We start from the raw sequence: 21,233 nt of genomic DNA on the forward strand, positions 1-21,233 counted from the left end.
CTAATCACCAATCACTAATAACCAGTCACTTAACCAAATGTACAAGCCCATCATAAAACCTTTCCTTGACTTTCTAGCAGCTCTAATCGGTTTACTCCTACTGAGTCCAATTTTTATTAGTGTTACTCTACTCTTATTCATTGCCAATCAAGGCAAACCTTTCTTTTTTCAAAAACGCCCAGGTAATAATGAACGAATTTTTAGTATCATCAAATTTAAGACCATGAACGATAAAAAAGATACAAAGGGCAATTTGCTGTCGGATGCAGAGCGCTTAACCGCAGTAGGAAAATTTGTCCGAAAGACCTCCTTGGATGAAATTCCGCAGCTAATTAATGTGCTTAAAGGGGATATGAGCTTGGTCGGACCACGCCCTTTATTACCTGAGTATCTGCCCTTATATAATCCAGAACAGAAAAAACGTCATCAGGTCAAGCCTGGTATCACCGGCTGGGCACAGGTGTATGGGCGAAACGCCATTTCATGGGAAGACAAATTCAGACTTGATGTAGAGTATGTAAAGAATCAAAGCTTTTTATTAGATTTAAAAATCCTATTTTTAACGGTCAAAAAAGTCTTTGTTTCAGAAGGTATAAATCAGGCAGGACAGGCTACAGCAGAAAAATTTAAAGGGAATTAAGGTGAAAAAACTAAATTTATTCGGAGCCAGTGGTCACGCTAAAGTCGTTATAGATATCATTACAAGTAATGGCTTTGGATTAGCGTATGTTTTTGACGATGATAAGTCTATTCATAAGCTTTTAGACTATAAAGTAACGACCTCTTATGATTCAAGTTTACTTAAGAGTTATCCATTACTAGTAAGCATTGGAGATAATGTCATCAGAAAAGAAATCGCTCTGAGAACCAATATCAACCTTTCTGAAGCTTTGATCCATCCATCAGCAATAATTTCTTCAGAAGCAGTCCTAGGAAAAGGAACAGTCGTTATGCCCAATGTGGTGATTAATTCAGGTACTAGAATTGGAGAAAATTGTATTATCAATACATCAGCAGTTATAGAACATGACTGCATCATAAAAGACTATGTTCACATTTCGCCAAATGCCGCTTTGGCGGGAGGGGTGAAGGTAAGGGAGGGTAGCCATGTTGGAATAGGTGCAAATATCATACAATTTATAGAAATTGGAGAATGGTCAAATATTGGTGCGGGCGCTGTTGTAGTCAGAAATATTCCATCCCATTGTACAGCCGTAGGAATACCCGCCAAACCTATTAAGTTTCATTCTTAAATTGAATGCTTTTTATTCTCTCTGCCAGCCTAAGCTGGAAGAGCTTTTCTAAGACTGAGAAATCTCTTTTTTTAAAGATAGAAGAATACATCCTCAAAGCAGAAGATCACGACATCCTGTTTATCCCTGCCGGCTATGTGTCTGCCATCAAACCACTACAAGACAACTCCACCCTCCAGCTCTTTTCAGACCAATCCCTCCAGGACTCCCAAAACGACGATTATAGATTTGATAGTGAGAGGTGGTATTACGATTCGTTTATGTAAGCCTCTGGCCCCCAAAGGGGGTAAAAGTCCTCCCCCGACCCCTCTTCCAAGCCTGTACTGAGCGCAGTCGAAGTAGAGGGGAGAAGGCCACTCCCGGTACCTTCCGCCTCAGGCGGAGAGTTTGTTAGATGATCTTATGTTTTCGTCTTTGTCTTCGTCAAGGTTTTCGTTACTGTTCCTTCAAGCGTCCCGCCGATTATACGAAAAAGCGTAGCGATTTACCAACAACCCGCAAATCGTAATAATTCCGAGTTAGTCGCTGCGCTCCATTGCGAGTTAACCAAGAACCCGTAATAAACAACCCGCAATAACCAAACCCGCAACCCGTAATAATGAACCCGCAATAACCAAACCCGTAATAACCAACCAGTTTGTTTGAAAGCTTTTAAATGAACTCATAGTGCATTTAAATCAATTTAAATAAACCAAATAAAGAAATTTGTTTATTTTAGCCTGAAAAAATGAACTATGAGTACCGTTAAACCATCCAAAATAAACAGGTTGTTAAAATTACAGCCATCCGGAGTTGTGTTAATTAGTAGTTGGCTCACAGAGCAAGGCTACAGTCCAGAATTACTCAGGAAGTACCGTAATAGTAATTGGTTAACATCCATAGGAACTGGAGCAATGATAAGGGAAAATGACCAAGTTAATTATCTTGGTGCCATTTTCAGTCTTCAGCAGCAATTAGGTTTGAACATACATCCTGGAGCTAAAACAGCCTTATCGCTTCATGGAAAAGCTCATTTTTTAGATTTTGCCCAGCAACAAGTTTACATATTTGGACATTCAAAGGAAAATTTACCCCGATGGTTTCAAAAGTATGATTGGGGAGTGAAGGTAAATTATTATACCACTTCGTTTCTTCCTGCAGATGAAGGAATGACAACTATTCGTAAGGACAATTTTGAACTGAGCATATCATCACCTGCTCGTGGATTAATGGAATGTCTGTTTATAGCTCCGCAATCACAAGATTTGATGGAATGCCTTCAAATTATGCAAGGGCTTAATAACCTACATCCAAAACAGATACAGCGAATGCTGGAACGATGCACCTCCGTGAAAGTGAAACGTTTATTCCTTTATTTAGCAGAAACTTGTGGACATACCTGGTTTAAATACTTAAATTTAGAACAAATTGATTTAGGAAAAGGGAACAGAAGTCTAGTAAAAAATGGAGTTTATATACCAAAATATAGAATCACCGTTCCGCAAGAAATGCAAAAAGATGAGTCCCCAGAATTATAAAGCGCAAGTAGGTCTATTGTTAGCTGTTCTACCAGAAGTTGCAAAAGAAGATTGTTTTGCCTTACATGGTGGAACGGCCATCAACTTATTTAGTAGAAATATGCCTCGATTGTCGGTAGATATAGACCTGACCTACTTACCATTGGAAAATAGAAACGATGCATTACAAGGAATAAGCAAAGCCTTGTTGCAGATTAAGAAAAATATTGAAGAAGCTTTCACCTTGTTCAAGGTTCAACATCTGGAGAACGAAGCTAAACTTTTGGTAAGCAGTAAAGATGCAACAATCAAAATTGAAGTCAATCTAATTAAAAGAGGTTGCTATGCTCCTCCTCAGCAGTTTGCATTATGCGAAAAAGCGCAGGATGATTTTGAGGTTTACACACAGATAGCAATTGTTGAACAAGGGCATTTATTTGGGGGTAAAATATGTGCAGCCTTAGACCGTCAGCATCCTCGTGATTTGTTCGATATTAAATACATGCTAGAGAAAGAAGGGTTTTCACCTGAAATAAAGAAAGGCTTTCTGTTCTATTTAATTAGCTCAAATAGACCTATTGTTGAAGTCTTGTTTCCTGTGTTTAAAGATCAAAGTCTAGCATTTAGTAACCAATTTGAAGGAATGTCACAGGCTAAGTTTGATTATTCAGAATATGAAAAGACTAGAGAAGTCCTAGTACGTACTGTAAACTTAGCTTTAACAAAAGAAGATAAGACATTTTTAGCTAGCATAGAAGAAGGAGAACCTGATTGGAGCAGGTATGATTTTAGTCAATTCCCAGCTGTACAGTGGAAATTACAAAATATCAATCTGCTAAAGAAGAAAAACCCAGCCAAGCACAAAAGACTTTATAAAAAACTTAAAATGGAGTTTTCCAAATTTGAAAATAATAAAGACTTAAACTAAATAACGCAAAAACAATCTGTAATAATTCCGAGTTAGTCGCTGCGCTCCATTGCGAGTTTGCGCTTCGCTTTATTCCGAGTTAACCCGCAACCCATAATAATGAACCCTTAATAAGAAAACCCGCAACCCGCAATAATGAACTCGCAATAAGAAAACCCGCAACCCGTAATAAAACAACCCGTGATAAGAAACAAGCAATAAGAAAACTCGAAACCCTCACAAACTCACCGTCTCACCACTTCACTGCTTCACTGCCTCACCACCTCACCATTTCACTCCCACCATTCCATTCCCCCTTTAGGGGCTAGGGGGCTTCCACTTCTCTTTGTCATTGGTATTCCCCCTTTGGGGGCTAGGGGGCTTGACCACCTCACTGCTTCACTTCGTCAGGGGGCGTTCTATGTTCATTTTTCTAACATCTAATGTCTAACATCTAATGTCTCCCCAAGGCTAGGGGGCAAAGATTTGCATTAAACCTTAAAGTACAGTATATTTGTTATCGTAATCTGGATTACAGTAATGAATATTACGATACATGAAATTTTATAATAGAGAAAAAGAAATCTCCCTATTAAGGGAAGTAGCAGAGAACGCTACATCTTCAGCACAAATGACGTTTATGGTAGGCAGACGTCGCATTGGAAAGACCAGTTTAATGTTGGAAGTGTTCAAAGCAGAAAACTATGTGTATTTATTCATCGCCAGGAAAAACGAAGCTGTGCTTTGTAATGAATTGATTTCAGAAATTCAATTAAAATTGGATCTTCCCATATATGGAGAAATTAAATCGTTTAAACAAGTCTTTCAAATTCTCATGGATTATTCCAGGAGGCATAGCTTTACATTAATTATTGATGAGTTTCAGGAATTGCAAAACATCAATCCGAGTATCTATTCAGATATGCAACATATATGGGATTCTACCAAAGAAAAAAGTAAAATCAATCTGTTGGTTTGTGGTTCCATCTATTCGATGATGACCAGGATTTTTGAAAATTCCAAAGAGCCTTTATTTGGTCGTGCTACGCAGCGTATTCATTTAAAACCTTTCAATATTCATTGTTTAAAACAAATTCTCGGAGAGCAATATCCTACCTATACAGCAGAAGATCTATTAGCTTTTTATCTATTTACAGGAGGAGTCGCCAAATATGTAGAGCTCATCATACAGGCTAAAGCATTTACAAAAGAGGCCATCATTGATGTGGTCTTAGCTGAAAACTCAATCTTCTTAGACGAGGGGAAAAATGTGTTGATTGAAGAATTAGGAAAAGAATATGGTAATTATTTTTCTATACTTTCACTTATAGCATCAGGTAAAACAAGTCGTGTCGAAATTGAATCGATTATGGAAATGCAAACTGGAGGGTTTTTAAAACGATTGGAAAGTGAATATTATTTGGTAAAAAGGATAAGACCCATTTTAGCCAAACCCAATACACGTAAGTTGAAATACGCCATAGAAGATAATTTTTTATCCTTTTGGTTTCGTTTTATTTTTAAAAATAAGTCAGCAGTAGAAATGGGAAACCTTTCTTATATAAAAGAAGTCTTAGAACGTGATTATAAAACCTATAGTGGATTAATTTTGGAAAAATATTTTACTGAAAAGTTGAGCCAAGAAAAGAAGTATAACCAGGTGGGTCGCTACTGGGAAAAAGCCAATCAAAATGAAATTGATATAGTAGCTGTGAATGATATAGAGAAAAAAGTGGTGTTTGCTGAAGTTAAAAGACAAAAAGGAAACATTAGTCTCTCAAAATTAAAAACCAAATCCTTGAAGTTACAGCAACAATTTAATGGATATACGTTTAGTTTTAAAGCTCTATCTTTAGAAGATATGTAATTACTAACGCCTCCCCCAGCCCCTCCCAAGCCTGTACTGAGCGCAGTCGAAGTAGAGGGGAAAAGCCACTCCCGGCCCCTCTTCCCTCGAGGGAATCCCGAAGCTTCGGGAGAGATGGGTGTTTCACCAGTTTTCATCATCTTCGTTTTTGTCTTCGTCAATGTCTTCATTCCCACCATTCCATTCCCCCTTCGGGGGCTAGGGGGCTTCCGCCTCAACATCTCACCACCTCACCGCTTGACCACCTCACTAGAAATTACTTTTTTAGATGTATAAGTATTCAAACAAGTATTTATTTATATATTTGCCAAAAATAAAACCTATACATTTAAAGCAAAAAATAATACATAAATGAAAAAATTCATAGCTATAGCTTTAATGCTATTTTCGCTAGTTTTAGCTGCACAAACGCCAACACAAGAATCTATGATTCGTGAACAAATCGAAAAACGCGGACTTACTGAAGCAGAAGTGCGTTCTAGATTAAGCGCGGAAGGTATTTCTATTGACTCTCCAGAGGATGCCATGAAAAACCAAGGAAAAATCAAAGCCATTTTAGATGAAATGGAAAAGGAGAAAAAAGGCGGTGATAATGCTAAAGCCTCAGCAAATAATTCTACCGAAGTATCTTCAGATAGAGCCAGCATGATTGAAGCAATCGAAGCAGAGAAACGCACTACTGAAAACGAAGCGGAAAATGCCCAGGAAGCAGTAATGAAAACCGTGAATGACCGCAAGATATTTGGACGCAGTATATTTACCGACCAAGCCTTAGAGGTTTTTCGTACCACCGATGGAGCGCGCGCACCAGATAATTATATTCTTGGCGCAGGAGATATTATACGGGTTACAATTTTTGGATCTTCTCAAGAAGATTTGCTTTTAGAAATCAATTCACAAGGCTTTGTACAACCTTCAGATTTACCTAAAATCTTTGTGCAGGGAATGGAACTTAGTGCCGCGCGTAAGCTGATTATACAGCGCTTATCTTCCTATTACACCTTCAATACCAACCAAATTTCAGTAACTATTCAAACCGTACGCACCATTAATGTGAATATTTTTGGTGAAGTAGAAAGGGTAGGAGGCTTTAATGTATCGGCCCTTAATACCGCCCTAAATGCCCTCTCTGCAGCAGGGGGACCTACCGAAATAGGTTCGGTGCGGAACATCGAACTCATCAGTGGAAAAAAACGCCGAATCATTGATGTATATGCGGTGATGGACAATCCATCCGATATGTTTCAGTACGATTTGCAGCACAACGACATTATTTATGTACCTGTGGCGCAAAAATTGGTTACTCTAACAGGAGCGGTGAGACGGCCCATGCGCTATGAGCTCAAAGAAGGGGAGACACTAAAAGATTTAATTCGGTTTGCGGGCGGACTCCAGCCCAGGGCCTATCCAGAACTTGTGATTATTAGAAGTATAGACAACGGAGAAGAAACCATTACGGAATACAACCTTCGTGAAGCCCTAGAAAGTAACAGCAGCATTCCGCTTAAAGACGGCGATCAAATCAGTATTCGTGAAATAGAAAAAGAATTGGAACGCTATGTCGAAATAGGAGGAGATGACGCAATTTTTTATCCCGGTCGCTATTCACTAGATCAAACACCCACTCTAAGAAGCTTAGTGGATAAAGCAGAGCTGCGTTCTCAGGCTGAAACTTCTTCTATGTTTATTGAACGAACCCGTGAAGACGAGGCCAAAAACCTGCTTGTAGTCAACTACGACAGTTTGGTGAAACAAAACACCGATTTCGATTTACAAGGCTTGGATGTTGTTCGGGTGTTTACAGAAAAACGCTATGCGATTACTGATTCTATTACGGTAGCTGGGGATGTGCGTCAGCCATTTAGTAAGTCATATCGATTTGACCAACGCCTCTCGATAGCCAATGCGTTGGCTTTTGCGGGTGGAACAAAACCTACCGCTACCCAGCAAGCTTATGTGTTTAGAAAAAACATCGAAAATCCTGAAAAAATAACTCACATCCCCGTTAACCTCGTTGGCGACTGGGACTTTGAATTGCAACCCGGCGATCGCCTTATGGTGTATAACGAGGCCCTGCGTACTCGCATTCCTCAACTTTCCGTTCAAGGGGAAGTAATTGAGCCTTTTACCACAGCTTTTGAGCCCGGTATTAGCCTTACCCAAGTTTTAAAAATGGCTGGTGGAGTAACTGAAAAAGCAAGTAGAGAGCGCGTAGAAGTATTTCGTGCCCTTATCGACGAAACCCAAGGGGTGCGTTTTGAACGAATTGTTTTAAAAGTAGATGAGGACATGAAGGTGTTGCAACCAGCAGGTTTTAACCTGCAGCCTTTTGATCAAGTAGTTGTTCGAAGCATACCGCAATACCAAATAGACCGAGCCGTTCAGATCAGTGGTGAAGTATTTTACCCTGGAACCTATCCGTTAGAATCAGGACGCTACCGCTTAAGCGACCTCATTAAAAAAGCGGGGGGGCTTACAGAACAAGCAGATAAAGAATTTGCTAACATCATGCGCGCACACGAAGGTCGAGGCCCTATTGGGGTGAGTTTAAAAAAGGTAATGAACAACCAAGGCAACGATAGTTTTGATCCTGTTCTCTTTGAAGAGGATGTAATTACCATTCGCCGATTTGAAAATGTCATCTCCATCAATATCTCAGCTACTCGCTTAGGACTTGCCAAGCGTCTAGCGGTAAAGGCTAATCAAAAAGAAATAAATCCTGATGAATTTGAATACAACGAAGCAGAATTACAACTTTTAGACCAATTAAGGGAGCCTGATTTAGACCCAGGTACCTCAACCGAATTATTGCGTCAGCTGAATTTAGAGTTCATCAATAAGTTGGATTCAGAAGATTTACGTGAGCAAGAGCTTGAAACCAGAAATTATGTTTTTCGCGGAAAGCGTTCTGCCAATTGGTACATCAAAAATTATGCAGGAGGTTATGCTCGAAAAGCCGACCGAGGCAGTGTAACCGTTACCCTTCCGAACGGACAAGTAGTGGGGACGCGTGAATATTTTTGGGGCTTATGGAGAAATTATCCAGATGTGGTGCCTGGATCAGAAATTTCACTTGATTACAAACCTGAAAAGAAACCTAAACCAGCTTCCGAGAAAACCGATTGGGGAAGCATTGCAACCGGTATATCGCAGGCGCTTATTTCTGCAGTTACTTTAATTCTATTACTGCAAAATGCTAACTAATTTAGGACATGGATAAAATGACCCACACCGAAGTACAAGAAGACGAGATTTCAATTGCAGAATTAATCCAAAAAGCGGCTAAATTTCTTTCCCGTATAAAGAAAGAAAAGCGATTTATAATCTACTGTTTGCTAATAACCATTCCAATAGGTTTGTTGCTGGCTTTTGGAAGCACCCCACAATACAGTGCGTCTATGCGAATAATGCCTTATCGCGCAGCAAGCTCAGGAGGCAACTTAGGGAATCTAGGCGGCTTAGCAGGGATGGCCGGGATTAAAATTCCAAGTAGGGGAGCAGAGGAAACCGTTCAGCCAGAAATGTATCCCGACATAGCAGAGACCTTAGGTTTCAGAATTTCCATTGCAGAGACCCCTTTGTATTTTACTAGTTTAAATGACAGAATCTCGTCCGTTTCGTATTTTTCTGAATATGCAGAACCTTCATTTGCAGATCAGGTAATGCGCTATACCATAGGCCTTCCTAAATTACTGCTTTCGTTTTTACTTTCAGAAAAAGAGCTGCCGGCAGTCCAAGGAGAAGACCCAACGCCTTACTTATTAAAATACAACACCAACTATTTGGAGCTCATCTCAAAAGTAGGAGAGAGCGTTACGGTAGAAACTGAGCAAATTGAGAACTTTAGCACGGTTACTTCCTTGAAAATAGAAGCAGTAATGCCAGACCCGCAAGCCGCCGCAGGATTAGCCAAAGCGGCAGCAGACCAATTAATGGAATCGGTTATTAAGTTTGAAATACGCAAGATTGAAGATGAATTAGCTTATTTAGAGGAACACCATAACAATATGAAAGACAGGTATTTTAAAGCCCAAGAATCCCTTGCTGTTTTTCGAGATAAAACAAGAAACACAACATCCTCCTCCATTCAATCTGAAATGGAACGCTTACAAAACGAGTTTACCATGTCCTATGATTTGTATCGCTCAGCTCGAGCAGAGCTGGAGCAAGCAAAAATTAAACTGAATAGAGATACGCCTGTTTTTACCATCCTAGAAAATGTGGTTGTACCTAATCAAGCGATTTCTCCTCGTAAACTACGTGTGTTGTTTTTAGCACTTTTTCTAGGACTCTTTTTTGGAGTAGCCATTATAGGAGCTCGTGAATTTTGGGAACAAATACACCTGGAAGGAAGTCCGAGTAAAGCTTAGATGAAACACAAATGCACAAATTTTTTTCACACAAGAGCATGTTTATACGTGAGGCATTTGACCACTGAAAAGCAACTAATATAAACAGATGCAACGATGCTTGACTAGCAGGATGAGATAACTCTGCCGAATAAGTCTTAGAGGGAAGACAAACTCACTCTTTCAAACTGTTATTCCGTGAAAATTGTCTAAAGGAAATTTTATATTGAATCTCCTGTAACGAACAACAATGTCAGTTCGGTTGCTTTCAACGAATGTGACTTGATTTGAAATTGTATCGAAGTGTCAGTTCGAGTTTTTTTTGAACGCTAAGTGAAAGAAAAAAGTATCGAGAACCTTTTGCAGCAGGACTCTCGATACAATTCCAATCTGTTTTTTTCACCAAAAACAAATCGGAATCACTCGAGCAGATAGTTGTATCGAAGTGCGGTCACTGAGTGATTTCAACAAACGCGAGTGGCGTTGAAATTGTATCTAAGTGTGGTCACTGAGTGATTGAATGTTTCATCAAAAAACATTCAATTGTATCGAAGTGAGCTCTCGATACATCTCGCTAACAAGATTCCAAATTCATTATCAACATCGTAAAAAGCGAGACACTCGAGCTGACACCCCACATCTTCAATGAAATAGAAATTTTTAATTTCGTAATTGAATTAATCCCGTGAGTGAAGCGATACGGAACAACACCAAACAAAAACCCGGCAATTAATTTTTGTCAGTTAAAAAGCCTAACTTTGCACCCAAATTTGAATAAAAATTATGGGAAGCATTGTTGCAATTGTAGGTCGTCCAAACGTAGGTAAATCAACCTTTTTCAATCGACTTATTCAACGTAGAGAAGCTATTGTTGATTCGGTAAGCGGAGTTACTAGAGACCGTCATTATGGGAAAACCGATTGGAATGGAAGAGAATTTTCGGTGATTGATACCGGAGGATACGTCATTGGAAGCGATGATGTTTTTGAAAAAGACATCGATAAACAAGTAGAATTAGCTATTGATGAAGCTGATGTAATCATTTTTGTAGTCGATGTTACTTCAGGAATTACTCCTGCAGATGAAGATGTAGCTAAACTTTTAAGAAAAGCGAACAAACCTACTTTAATTGCCGTAAACAAAGTAGATTCTAATAAAAACATGCTGGATGCTACCGAGTTTTATTCGTTAGGTTTAGGCGATTATTTCACCATTTCTGCCATTAATGGAAGCGGCTCTGGCGAGCTCCTAGACGCTGTTGTAGAAGCTTTACCTGAGGTAACCGACGAAGAGGAAGAAGAATTACCCAAATTTGCAGTTGTTGGAAGACCTAACGCCGGAAAATCTTCATTCATTAACGCCTTAATTGGTGAAGAACGTTATATTGTAACCGACATTGCCGGAACTACAAGAGATTCTATAGACACTCGGTACAATCGTTTTGGTTTTGATTTTAAATTAGTAGATACCGCAGGAATTAGAAAAAAATCGAAAGTCAAAGAAAACCTTGAATTTTATTCGGTCATGCGAAGTGTTCGCGCCATTGAACATGCCGATGTGTGTATTTTGATTTTTGACGCCTCTAGAGGCTTTGATGGTCAAGTAGAGAATATTTTTTGGTTGGCAGAAAGAAACCGAAAAGGTATTGTGATTTTGGCTAATAAATGGGACAAAGTTGACAAAGAAACCAACACCATTAAAGAGTATGAGAACGCCATTATAGAACGAATTAGACCTTTTGTAGATGTGCCTATTGTTTTTGTCTCAGTTCTTAACAAACAACGAATTTTTAAGGCTATTGAAACGGCTGTTCAGGTGTATAAAAACAAAAGTACACGGATCAAAACTAAAGTTTTAAATGAAGTTTTACTGCCTGAAATTCTTAAAAATCCACCGCCAGCCATTAAAGGGAAATACGTAAAAATTAAATACATTACTCAATTACCCACACCTCAGCCACAGTTTGCCTTTTTTTGCAACTTGCCTCAATATGTAAAAGATTCATATAAACGATTTTTAGAAAATAAATTACGTGAGCACTTTGATTTAAACGGAGTTCCGGTTTCAATTTACATGCGTAAAAAATAAAAAGCCATTAAAATAGTTAATATGTTAATGCTTTGTTCATATCATTTAAAATAATTTTTTTTGTAATCCGTTATAAATTGTATTTTTACCAACTTTGAAACACGCTTAATAAATGGGGAAAATAATTGCTATTGCTAATCAAAAAGGGGGCGTTGGAAAAACAACAACAGCGGTAAATTTATCGGCTGCTCTAGGTGTTCTTGAAAAAAAGGTCTTGCTCATTGATGCAGACCCCCAAGCCAATGCAACCTCTGGTCTGGGTATTGACTTAGATAACTTAAAAATAGGCACTTATCAACTTTTAGAACATACCCAAAAAGCAGAAGACGCTATTATTTCTACCAATTCACCTAACTTAGAAATTATACCCGCGCACATTGATTTGGTGGCTATTGAAATCGAATTGGTAGATCAAGAAAATAGAGAATACATGCTAAAAGAAGCTACTTCTCACCTAAAGGAAAAATACGATTACATTATTATAGATTGTGCCCCTTCGCTTGGTTTACTAACCTTAAACGCACTTACTGCTTCAGATTCAGTAATCATTCCTATTCAATGTGAATATTTTGCTTTAGAAGGGCTAGGTAAGCTGTTAAACACCATTAAAAGCGTGCAAAAAATACACAATGCGCAACTCGATTTTGAAGGCTTGCTTCTTACCATGTATGACTCAAGATTACGTCTTTCAAATCAAGTAGTTGAAGAAGTTGAAAAGCATTTTGAAGACATGGTCTTTAAAACTGTTATCCAACGAAATGTGAGATTAAGTGAAGCACCAAGTTACGGAGAAAGCATTATTAAATATGACGCTTCTAGTAAAGGAGCAAATAATTATTTAAGCTTAGCTGAAGAAATCATTAAAAAGAATAATTAATGGCTAAAGCATCAAAAAAAAAGGCCCTTGGAAGAGGACTTTCGGCACTACTGAAAGACCCCGATAACGATATTCAGTCGGCTAAAGATAAAAATGCTGATAAAGTAGTTGGCAGTATTGTAGAATTAGAATTAGAGAGCATTGAAGTTAATCCTTTTCAACCGCGTTCTAGTTTTAACGAAGAAGCCTTAGAAGAATTAGCTTCTTCCATTAGAGAATTGGGGGTTATTCAACCTATTACCGTCAGAAAATTAGACTTTAATAAGTATCAATTGGTTTCTGGGGAACGCCGGTTTAGAGCTTCTAAGTTAGTTGGTCTAGAAACAATTCCCGCTTACATTAGAATTGCCAACGACCAAGAGTCTTTAGAAATGGCTTTGGTAGAAAATATTCAACGCCAAGATTTAGACCCTATTGAAATTGCCCTTTCTTACCAACGATTAATTGATGAAATTGATTTAACACAAGAAGAGCTTAGTGACCGTATCGGAAAAAACCGATCAACCATTGCTAATTACCTAAGACTGCTAAAGTTAGATCCTATTGTTCAAACAGGTATGCGTGACGGTATTTTAAGCATGGGGCATGGAAGAACACTCATTGCTATTGAAGATGAAAACTCGCAAATTGAAGTATATCAAGAAATTATAAAAAACAAACTTTCTGTAAGAGAAACCGAAAAGCTAGTGAAGCAAGTTTTAAGCGGAAAAACACGTCAAAATAAAACGAAAAAACCCATTGTTTCTGATGAAAAACAGAAAGCTATTAAGTCTATTTCTTCGGCTTTTGGCACTAAAGTAGAAATGAAATTAAGTAAAAAAGGCAATGGTAAATTAATTATACCCTTTTCATCGGATGAGGACTTTAACCGAATTCAACAATTAATTGAAGAGAACTTACATGATTAAATTCTTCTTTTGTGTATTATTCACCTTGAGCCTTCAATTTTCCTATGCGCAACAAGATACTTTATCGGTTGAAGAAAAAGAGTCGCTTATGCTTGAAGAATTAAAAAACACAGAAGATGAAGGTTTTGGCATTAACTTGTACGACCCACTAGCGCCATCAAAAGCCGCCTTCTATTCGGCTGTAGTACCTGGCTTAGGTCAAGTGTATAACCGCAGTTATTGGAAGGTCCCATTAGTTTATGCTGCTATAGGTACCACAGCGTATTTTTTTATTGACAACAACAAACAATACAACAGGTATAGAGACGCTTATAAGCAGCGCTTAACAGGACAAATTGATGAGTTTGATGGAGTCTTGTCTAATCAAAACTTAATAGATGCCCAAAAGCAATTTAGAAGTAATCGGGATTTATCCTTACTTTTGGTTTTTGGTGCCTACGTATTGAATATTGTTGATGCCAATGTTGATGCGCATTTACAACAATTTAATGTAACTGAAAATTTAAGTTTAAAACCTGAAGCACAACAAAATTTTTTAACAGGTGGTTTAAATTTTGGCTTATCCTTAAATTTTAAGCTCTAAATAACGTAACATTTATGCATGTTTACACACCAATAAAAAGTAACTGCTGAAAATAAATACAAATCGATGAAAATTGCATTGTTAGGTTACGGGAAAATGGGAAAAACCATTGAAAAGATTGCTTTAAATAGAGGTCATAAGATTTCATTAAAAGCCAATCAAACCCCAACAAGTGAAGAATTAAACGCTGTTGATGCGGCCATAGACTTTAGTGTACCTCATGCAGCATTTCAAAATCTAAGTGCTTGTTTTAAAAATCAAATTCCCGTAGCTTGCGGAACAACAGGTTGGTTAAACCAATACCAAGAAGCAGTAGAACTTTGTAAACAACATAAGGCTAAATTTATATATGCTTCAAATTTTAGTCTTGGTGTAAATTTATTCTTTGAACTAAATGAAACCTTAGCCAAAATGATGCGTAAATTTGAAGCTTACCAAGTAGGAATGAAGGAAATTCATCATACGCAAAAATTAGATGCACCAAGCGGCACAGCTATTTCACTTGCAGAACAAATCATTGAAAACTCAAATTACAGCAATTGGAAACATCCTGCAAAAAACCTAGCTAAAAACGAATTAGGTATTGAAGCCGAACGAATTGAAGACGTTAAAGGCACACACACCATAACCTATACCTCAGAAATCGATTCCATAGAAATAACACATAAAGCAAATTCTAGAGAGGGTTTTGCCTTAGGCGCAGTATTAGCTGCAGAATGGCTTGCTAACAAAAAAGAACCTGGTGTATATCAAATGAAAGATGTACTCAATACTTTGAAATCTTAAAAAACTATGCTTACTTTTCTTAATCTTATTATCTTAATTTTAGTGGTTCAAGTAATTCACTTTGCAGGAACTTGGAAGTTGTATAAAAAAGCCGGTCAACCAGCTTGGAGTGCGGCTGTACCTATTTACAACGCAGTTGTACTCACAAAAATAATGAAACGCCCAAATTGGTGGGTGATTTTACTTTTTATTCCTGTCATTAACTTAATTATGTTTCCTGTTTTTTGGGTAGAAACCATCAGAAGTTTCGGTAAAAACTCAAAACTTGATACCGCCCTAGTTGTGCTTACACTTGGTTTATATATCTATTACCTCAATTATTTTGATAAAAGTGAATACTTAGGAACGCGAGAACTTAAGGCGCAAAATAAAGCAGGGGAAACGCTGAGCTCTGTGCTTTTTGCTATTGTGGCTGCAACTATCGTGCATACCTACATCATGCAACCTTTTACTATCCCAACTTCTTCTTTAGAAAAAACACTTTTGGTAGGCGACTTTTTGTTTGTTAGTAAATTTCATTACGGAGCTAAAACTCCTCAAACTCCTGTTGCTTTACCTATGGTTCACGATTCTATTCCATTAACGGGGGTGAAATCTTATGTAAGTAATATTCAGCTTCCTTATTTTAGATTGCCAGGTTTTCAGGAAATCAAACGAAATGATATTGTGGTTTTTAACTGGCCTACCGACACCGTTAGAATGTTTAGAGACAAGTCGGGTAAGCATTACCATAAGCCTATCGACAAAAAATCGAATTACGTTAAAAGAGCCGTTGGTGTTGCAGGAGATAGCCTAAAAATTGAAAACGGCGTCATTTATATCAACGAAAAACCAGAACAATTACCTGAACGTGCAGATATTCAATACTCGTATAAAGTTCAAGGAAAAGGAAAAGGCTTTGACCGCTATGAGCTATACAGTATTTACAACATTACTGATGGCGTTGGTATAGCTAACAGAGAACAAAAAATTTATCAGTTTCAAGCTATTTCAGAAAATACCTTAGAAGATTTTAAATACCACCCAAATGTGGCTTCAGCGGAACCCATTATTATGAAAAAAGGGTATAAAGATGAAGCTATTTTTCCAAACAACGGGAAAGTAAATTGGAACAGAGACCAAATGGGAAGCATATACATCCCTAAAGAAGGCGATGTCATTCCTATGAATGAAAAAAACTTTTCCATCTATAGAAGACTCATTGAAGTCTATGAAGGCGAAGAAATGGGAGCTCAACAAGAGCTAAGCTTTGCTAATGGAAAAGTGCTTTTAAACGGAAAAGAAATTACCGAATACACCATCAAACAAAACTACTATTGGATGATGGGAGATAACCGTCACAATAGTGAAGACAGCAGGTTTTGGGGCTTTGTTCCAGAAACACACATTGTTGGAAAACCCGTTTTTGTATGGATGAGTTGGGACAGCAATGCGTCTGGATTTAACAAAGTACGTTGGAATAGATTATTTACGACCGTTGGCGGAGATGGAGAACCGGTTTCTTATTTTCCTTACTTTTTAATGCTTGTAGTATTAGGTCTAGGCTATCGCTTGTTCAAAAAACGCAAAGAAGCATAAGTTTATGGATGATAGTTGCTTACCACTTACTTATTTTGCTCCTATCGACTTAATTGCTCGGGCTCTAATTGCTGAGAACTGGATGTTTGAAGTCAACGAAAACTACCAAAAACAATCCTACCGAAGTCGGCAATACATTTATGGGGCTAATGGAAAATTACTATTAAATATTCCTATTAAACATCAAAAATCGGAAGTTAGAAAAAAGCAATTAATGAAAGAGGTAAAGATTGAAAACGATTTTCCTTGGCAGGATTTACATTGGAAATCCTTAGAAGTAGCTTATCGTTCTTCGCCTTATTTTGAGTTTTACGAAGATGATTTGCAACCCCTTTACGAAAAAAAATACACCTATTTAATTGATTTTAATTGGGCGTGTTGGCAAATTTTAATCGATTTTATGCAACTTGAAATTGTTCCTCAAAAAACCACTTCCTTTCATCTTAGTTATTCAGCTGAAATAAATGATTTACGAGGTTTAGCTCAAGCAAAAAGAAAACATGAAACTGAAAACTTAAGGTATGCTCAGGTGTTTGAAGAAAAATTAGGTTTTATTCCTAATCTTAGTATTTTAGACTTACTTTTTAGCGAAGGGCCAAATACAAGTGCTATTTTAAGAGAATTAGAATAACCGAACTCAGAATTTTAAAATTTAATAAACTTAAACAAATACGATTTTTATATCATCAAAAAATCACATTAATCATCATAGCCAAACTGACGTAACTTTCTAGAATCATTTCGCCAATTTTTTTCTACTTTCACATAAATATCAAGAAATATTTTCTTGCCAAAAAAACGCTCTAAATCCCTTCTAGCTTCAGAACCAATTCGAGTTAAACCTTTTCCTTTATGACCTATGAGGATACCTTTTTGGCTTTCTCTTTCAGTCATAATAATACTCCTGATGTTAATGATGTTTTCTTCTTCTTCAAAAGACTCGGTATCAACTTCAACACTGTATGGAATTTCTTTCTTGTAGTGTTTAAGTATTTTTTCTCGAATGGCTTCATTTACGAAAAAGCGTTCTGGTTTGTCGGTAAGTTGGTCTTTGGGATAGAAAGCAGGTGAATCTGGTAAAAGTTCTACTATTCGTTTAAACACTTGTGGAACACCAAATTTCTGAGTAGCTGAAATAGCAAATATTTCAGCATTAGGCACTTGTTCTTGCCAATAATTTACCTGTTCTTCTAATACCCCTTCGTTGGCCAAATCTATTTTATTAAGCAAAAGTAAAACAGGCATTTCTGCAGCTTTAATCTTATGTAAAAAGTTTTCATCTTTTAAAGCTTTTTCGCCTATTTCAACTAAATAAATCAGCACATCGGCATCATCAAATGCAGATTTCACAAAATCCATCATAGCATCTTGAAGCTGGTAAGCGGGTTTGATAATTCCCGGAGTATCAGAAAATATAGCTTGGAAATCCTCTCCATTTACTATCCCTAAAATTCGGTGTCTTGTTGTTTGTGCTTTAGCGTTTATAATAGAAAGCTCTTCGCCTACAAAAGCATTCATCAAAGTTGATTTGCCAACATTTGGATTTCCTACTATATTTATAAAACCTGCTTTATGCGCCATAATTGAATACTAATTTTTGGCAAAGATAAACTATATAAAGTTACAAGAATTAAAGTTAGCGATTTATACCAACTCAAACACTAAATTTTGCTCTACTAACTACATTTAATTTTTAAATTAGTATTGTTCGCACACTAATCAATTCTTTAAATTATCTTTAAATTAAACTAATAAAAGTGAAAAAGGTACGCGCAAAAAAAATATCTTTGCGTTAAATAAATCAATGAAAATGAAAAATAAATTAATAATTTTAGCAGGCTTTATCTTAGGGTTTAATTCTATTGCTTTATCACAAAGTAAGGATTTAGAATATTCAAATGTGCTTAATCATGAAGTAAAAATTGATGGTTTATATTTGCTGTTAGGAAATATTGAAGCGAGTTATGAAAGCCTTTTATCCAACGAATCTTCGGTAGGTCTAAGTTTGATGATTCCATTTGACAATTACGTTGATTGGAAAATTAAATTTGCTGCTACAGGCTATTATCGTTTTCATTTTGGAGATAAATATGCCAATGGATTTTTTCTAGAAGGTTTTACTATGCTAAATAAAGTTGAAGACCGAGTTAAAAGAACAGGTACTTTTGGAGATTCGTTTAAAAAAGACAAAGAGATTACCGATTTAGCCTTAGGATTAGGAGCTGGTTACAAACTCATTTCTAGTAGTGGGGTGATTTTAGAATTCCATGCTGGAGTTGGTAGAAACCTTTTTAGTAGTGATAATGACGACCGAAATTTTAATTATATTTTTAGAGGAGGTGTAAATGTGGGGTATCGGTTTTAAATGAAAGTCAATTAGAATTATATAAAACTCGTTTGAGTTTTAAAATTTTGGTTAAAGCTTCTTACTTCGCTGCATAAACCAAGATTTAATTTCTAGGATAGGTAATTATAGTAAATAAAAAATCTCAACTATGGAAATTCCTTTACTGAAAGAAATAGTAATTGTAATGAGCATAGCTTTACCAATTATACTAATTTTTCAGAAAATTAAAATCCCTTCTATTTTAGGCTTTTTACTTGCTGGAATTATTGTTGGTCCTAGCGCATTTAACTTACTAAGTTCGCATCATGAAGTAGAATTACTTTCAGAAATAGGCATTATTTTTCTTTTGTTTATTATAGGAATTGAGCTTTCTTTTAAAGGCCTAATTAGCATTTGGAAGACGGTATTTATAGGTGGCGGTTTGCAAGTTGGTGTTACTATTTTAATTACCGCACTTGTGGCTATGAGTTTTGGTTTACCCATCAATCAATCCGTGTTTTTAGGTTTTCTAATATCCTTAAGTTCAACAGCTATTGTGCTTAAAATTTTAAACGACCGGGGAGAAATTAAGTCGCCCCACGGAAGAATAGCCTTGGGAATATTAATTTTTCAGGACATTATTGTAGTACCTATGATGTTGCTAACTCCAATACTTGCCGGAAAAGCAGATGATATTACAATGACACTTTTATTTATGCTTGCAAAATTAACAGGAGTGGGTATTGTGGTGTTTATTCTTCAACGTTATGTTGTTCCTTATGTGTTAGAAGTGGTCATCAAAACTAAAAACAAAGAGTTGTTTATTTTAACCGTAATACTACTCTGTTTTGGTGTTGCTTGGTTAACTTCTGCTGTAGGTTTATCCTTAGCATTAGGGGCGTTTTTTGCGGGCTTAATTATTTCAGAATCAGAATATTCGCACCAAGCTACAGCCAATGTCCTTCCGTTTAGAGAAATCTTTATCAGTTTCTTTTTTATCTCGGTTGGTTCATTATTAGATTTAAGTTTTTTTAAAGATCACTTTTTTGAAATCCTTGGTTTTGTGCTTGCGGTCTTTTTCATTAAAAAAATTATTGTTGTCCTCGTATCGGTAGCTTTAAAATACAAGGTGAAAACAGCATTTATTGCGGGTTTCAATTTATTTCAAGTAGGTGAATTCTCTTTATTACTTTCAAGCGTAGGTATTCAAAATGAGATTTTAACTAGCGAAGTTTATCAACTTTTTTTAGCCGTATCAATCATATCTATGGGTATTACTCCTTTTATGATGCAAAGTTCAGAAAGTTTTGCAAGTTGGTTAATTCGCGTACCTATTCCTAATAAGGTAAAGAAACGCTTAGACAACAGAAATCAACATACTAATCACCCTGAAAATGATAGGTTTAACGATTTAGAAGACCACCTAGTTATCATAGGCTACGGAATTAACGGAAAAAACATTGCTAGGGTAGCCGAAAACATGGACATACCTCACGCCATTATAGAGTTTGATGCAGAGTTGATGAAAGAAGCCAAAGCTGAAAATAAACATGTAGTCTTTGGAGACGCTGCTGAACAAGAAATTTTAAATTACGTTAATGCTCATAAAGCAAGAGTGGTGGTTATTGCTATTTCAGATCCGGAAGCCACACATCAAATCATTTTTAATTTAAGGCAATTTTCACAAACCACCCACATCATTGTGCGTACACGTTATGTAAAAGAAATTGAAGAAAACTTAAAAATAGGAGCAGATGAAGTTATTCCTGAAGAGTTTGAAACTTCAATTGAAATTTTTTCTAGAGTGCTAAAACAATACTTGGTTACTGAATCAAAAATTGGTGAAATTGTTGCGGAAATAAGAGCTTCTGACTACGAGCTGTTTTCCGCAGTTAAACCATTGAATAAAAAAGGTAGCTTTCAGCAATTCAATATTCCTAATAAAGAATTAGCTACACTTCATGTACAACATAATAGAAACGATATTGTAGGCAAAAAATTAAGTGAAACAGGCTTAGCCAACAAGTATAAAGTGAATTTATTAGCCATAAAAAGAGGAAAAAAATACCTCTCTACTATTGGCCCAGAAACCATGATTGAAATTGACGACCTCATCTACTTATTTGGGTCACCTAAACAAATTGCACAATTAGATAAAGCAATTAAAATTTAACCCAAAATTTGATAAATACCTTTTTTTAAAACACTTAAAACT

General features: G+C 36.7%; 17 protein-coding genes. 16 read left to right on the top strand and 1 reads right to left on the bottom strand.

Annotated features, from left to right (window positions below; all coding sequences use genetic code 11):
* Window positions 1–37: 37 nt before the first annotated feature.
* The 14 genes from G7034_RS08490 (at window position 38) to G7034_RS08555 (ending at window position 17,323) form a co-directional block, all read left to right on the top strand.
* Window positions 38–640: a sugar transferase gene (locus G7034_RS08490; RefSeq protein WP_166400538.1), complete on the top strand. Its 603-nt coding sequence runs from the start codon at window positions 38–40 to the stop codon at window positions 638–640.
* A 1-nt stretch (window position 641) separates the two neighbouring features.
* On the top strand, window positions 642–1,253 hold the full coding sequence (locus G7034_RS08495; protein ID WP_317163764.1) for an acetyltransferase: 612 nt from the start codon (window positions 642–644) through the stop codon (window positions 1,251–1,253).
* 734 nt (window positions 1,254–1,987) lie between these two features.
* Window positions 1,988–2,770, top strand: a complete 783-nt coding sequence (locus tag G7034_RS08500) for a type IV toxin-antitoxin system AbiEi family antitoxin (RefSeq protein WP_166400539.1) — start codon at window positions 1,988–1,990, stop codon at window positions 2,768–2,770.
* Window positions 2,751–3,677: a nucleotidyl transferase AbiEii/AbiGii toxin family protein gene (locus tag G7034_RS08505; protein WP_166400540.1), complete on the top strand. Its 927-nt coding sequence runs from the start codon at window positions 2,751–2,753 to the stop codon at window positions 3,675–3,677. The genes G7034_RS08500 and G7034_RS08505 overlap by 20 nt, the downstream gene beginning before the upstream one ends.
* 535 nt (window positions 3,678–4,212) lie before the next feature.
* On the top strand, window positions 4,213–5,523 hold the full coding sequence (locus G7034_RS08510; protein ID WP_166400541.1) for an ATP-binding protein: 1,311 nt from the start codon (window positions 4,213–4,215) through the stop codon (window positions 5,521–5,523).
* A gap of 351 nt (window positions 5,524–5,874) precedes the next feature.
* Window positions 5,875–8,727, top strand: coding sequence for an SLBB domain-containing protein (locus G7034_RS08515; RefSeq protein WP_166400542.1), 2,853 nt, complete (start codon window positions 5,875–5,877; stop codon window positions 8,725–8,727).
* A gap of 8 nt (window positions 8,728–8,735) precedes the next feature.
* A complete protein-coding gene (locus tag G7034_RS08520) occupies window positions 8,736–9,893 on the top strand; it encodes a GNVR domain-containing protein (RefSeq protein ID WP_166400543.1) in 1,158 nt (385 codons plus the stop codon).
* Between the two features lie 762 nt (window positions 9,894–10,655).
* Window positions 10,656–11,960: a ribosome biogenesis GTPase Der gene (gene der, locus G7034_RS08525; protein WP_166400544.1), complete on the top strand. Its 1,305-nt coding sequence runs from the start codon at window positions 10,656–10,658 to the stop codon at window positions 11,958–11,960.
* 112 nt (window positions 11,961–12,072) lie between these two features.
* Entirely contained in the window at window positions 12,073–12,837 is a 765-nt protein-coding gene (locus tag G7034_RS08530; protein ID WP_166400545.1) for a ParA family protein, read from the top strand.
* Window positions 12,837–13,745: a ParB/RepB/Spo0J family partition protein gene (locus tag G7034_RS08535; protein ID WP_166400546.1), complete on the top strand. Its 909-nt coding sequence runs from the start codon at window positions 12,837–12,839 to the stop codon at window positions 13,743–13,745. The genes G7034_RS08530 and G7034_RS08535 overlap by 1 nt, the downstream gene beginning before the upstream one ends.
* Window positions 13,738–14,328 (top strand): DUF5683 domain-containing protein, encoded by a 591-nt coding sequence (locus tag G7034_RS08540; RefSeq protein WP_166400547.1) that lies wholly within the window; start codon window positions 13,738–13,740, stop codon window positions 14,326–14,328. The genes G7034_RS08535 and G7034_RS08540 overlap by 8 nt, the downstream gene beginning before the upstream one ends.
* Before the next feature lie 66 nt (window positions 14,329–14,394).
* Window positions 14,395–15,114 carry a 4-hydroxy-tetrahydrodipicolinate reductase gene (gene dapB / locus G7034_RS08545; RefSeq protein WP_166400548.1) on the top strand — a complete coding sequence of 240 codons (720 nt, stop codon included), beginning with the start codon at window positions 14,395–14,397 and terminating at the stop codon, window positions 15,112–15,114.
* 6 nt (window positions 15,115–15,120) lie between these two features.
* Window positions 15,121–16,692: a signal peptidase I gene (gene lepB, locus G7034_RS08550; RefSeq protein ID WP_166400549.1), complete on the top strand. Its 1,572-nt coding sequence runs from the start codon at window positions 15,121–15,123 to the stop codon at window positions 16,690–16,692.
* Window positions 16,693–16,696: 4 nt separating this feature from the next.
* Window positions 16,697–17,323 (top strand): WbqC family protein, encoded by a 627-nt coding sequence (locus G7034_RS08555; RefSeq protein ID WP_166400550.1) that lies wholly within the window; start codon window positions 16,697–16,699, stop codon window positions 17,321–17,323.
* A 68-nt stretch (window positions 17,324–17,391) separates the two neighbouring features.
* Here the strand turns inward: G7034_RS08555 and era are convergent, their stop codons facing one another.
* Entirely contained in the window at window positions 17,392–18,273 is an 882-nt protein-coding gene (gene era, locus G7034_RS08560; protein ID WP_166400551.1) for a GTPase Era, read from the bottom strand.
* Window positions 18,274–18,502: 229 nt separating this feature from the next.
* Between era and G7034_RS08565 the strand changes: the two genes are divergently transcribed.
* Complete coding sequence (locus G7034_RS08565) at window positions 18,503–19,057, top strand: DUF3575 domain-containing protein (protein WP_166400552.1); 555 nt, start codon at window positions 18,503–18,505, stop codon at window positions 19,055–19,057.
* A gap of 130 nt (window positions 19,058–19,187) precedes the next feature.
* Entirely contained in the window at window positions 19,188–21,191 is a 2,004-nt protein-coding gene (locus G7034_RS08570; protein ID WP_166400553.1) for a cation:proton antiporter domain-containing protein, read from the top strand.
* Window positions 21,192–21,233: the final 42 nt, after the last annotated feature.

This window comes from Psychroflexus maritimus (assembly GCF_011089875.1).
In the GTDB taxonomy this organism is placed as follows: domain Bacteria; phylum Bacteroidota; class Bacteroidia; order Flavobacteriales; family Flavobacteriaceae; genus Psychroflexus; species Psychroflexus maritimus.

Coding starts and splice junctions, on each gene's coding strand:
- G7034_RS08505 (WP_166400540.1), top strand. CDS start 2,751: ATGAGTCCCCAGAATTATAAAGCGCAAGTAGGTCTATTGTTAGCTGTT.
- G7034_RS08555 (WP_166400550.1), top strand. CDS start 16,697: ATGGATGATAGTTGCTTACCACTTACTTATTTTGCTCCTATCGACTTA.
- G7034_RS08510 (WP_166400541.1), top strand. CDS start 4,213: ATGAAATTTTATAATAGAGAAAAAGAAATCTCCCTATTAAGGGAAGTA.
- G7034_RS08515 (WP_166400542.1), top strand. CDS start 5,875: ATGAAAAAATTCATAGCTATAGCTTTAATGCTATTTTCGCTAGTTTTA.
- G7034_RS08500 (WP_166400539.1), top strand. CDS start 1,988: ATGAGTACCGTTAAACCATCCAAAATAAACAGGTTGTTAAAATTACAG.
- der (WP_166400544.1), top strand. CDS start 10,656: ATGGGAAGCATTGTTGCAATTGTAGGTCGTCCAAACGTAGGTAAATCA.
- G7034_RS08565 (WP_166400552.1), top strand. CDS start 18,503: ATGAAAAATAAATTAATAATTTTAGCAGGCTTTATCTTAGGGTTTAAT.
- G7034_RS08520 (WP_166400543.1), top strand. CDS start 8,736: ATGGATAAAATGACCCACACCGAAGTACAAGAAGACGAGATTTCAATT.
- G7034_RS08535 (WP_166400546.1), top strand. CDS start 12,837: ATGGCTAAAGCATCAAAAAAAAAGGCCCTTGGAAGAGGACTTTCGGCA.
- G7034_RS08530 (WP_166400545.1), top strand. CDS start 12,073: ATGGGGAAAATAATTGCTATTGCTAATCAAAAAGGGGGCGTTGGAAAA.
- G7034_RS08570 (WP_166400553.1), top strand. CDS start 19,188: ATGGAAATTCCTTTACTGAAAGAAATAGTAATTGTAATGAGCATAGCT.
- era (WP_166400551.1), bottom strand. CDS start 18,273: ATGGCGCATAAAGCAGGTTTTATAAATATAGTAGGAAATCCAAATGTT.
- dapB (WP_166400548.1), top strand. CDS start 14,395: ATGAAAATTGCATTGTTAGGTTACGGGAAAATGGGAAAAACCATTGAA.
- lepB (WP_166400549.1), top strand. CDS start 15,121: ATGCTTACTTTTCTTAATCTTATTATCTTAATTTTAGTGGTTCAAGTA.
- G7034_RS08490 (WP_166400538.1), top strand. CDS start 38: ATGTACAAGCCCATCATAAAACCTTTCCTTGACTTTCTAGCAGCTCTA.
- G7034_RS08540 (WP_166400547.1), top strand. CDS start 13,738: ATGATTAAATTCTTCTTTTGTGTATTATTCACCTTGAGCCTTCAATTT.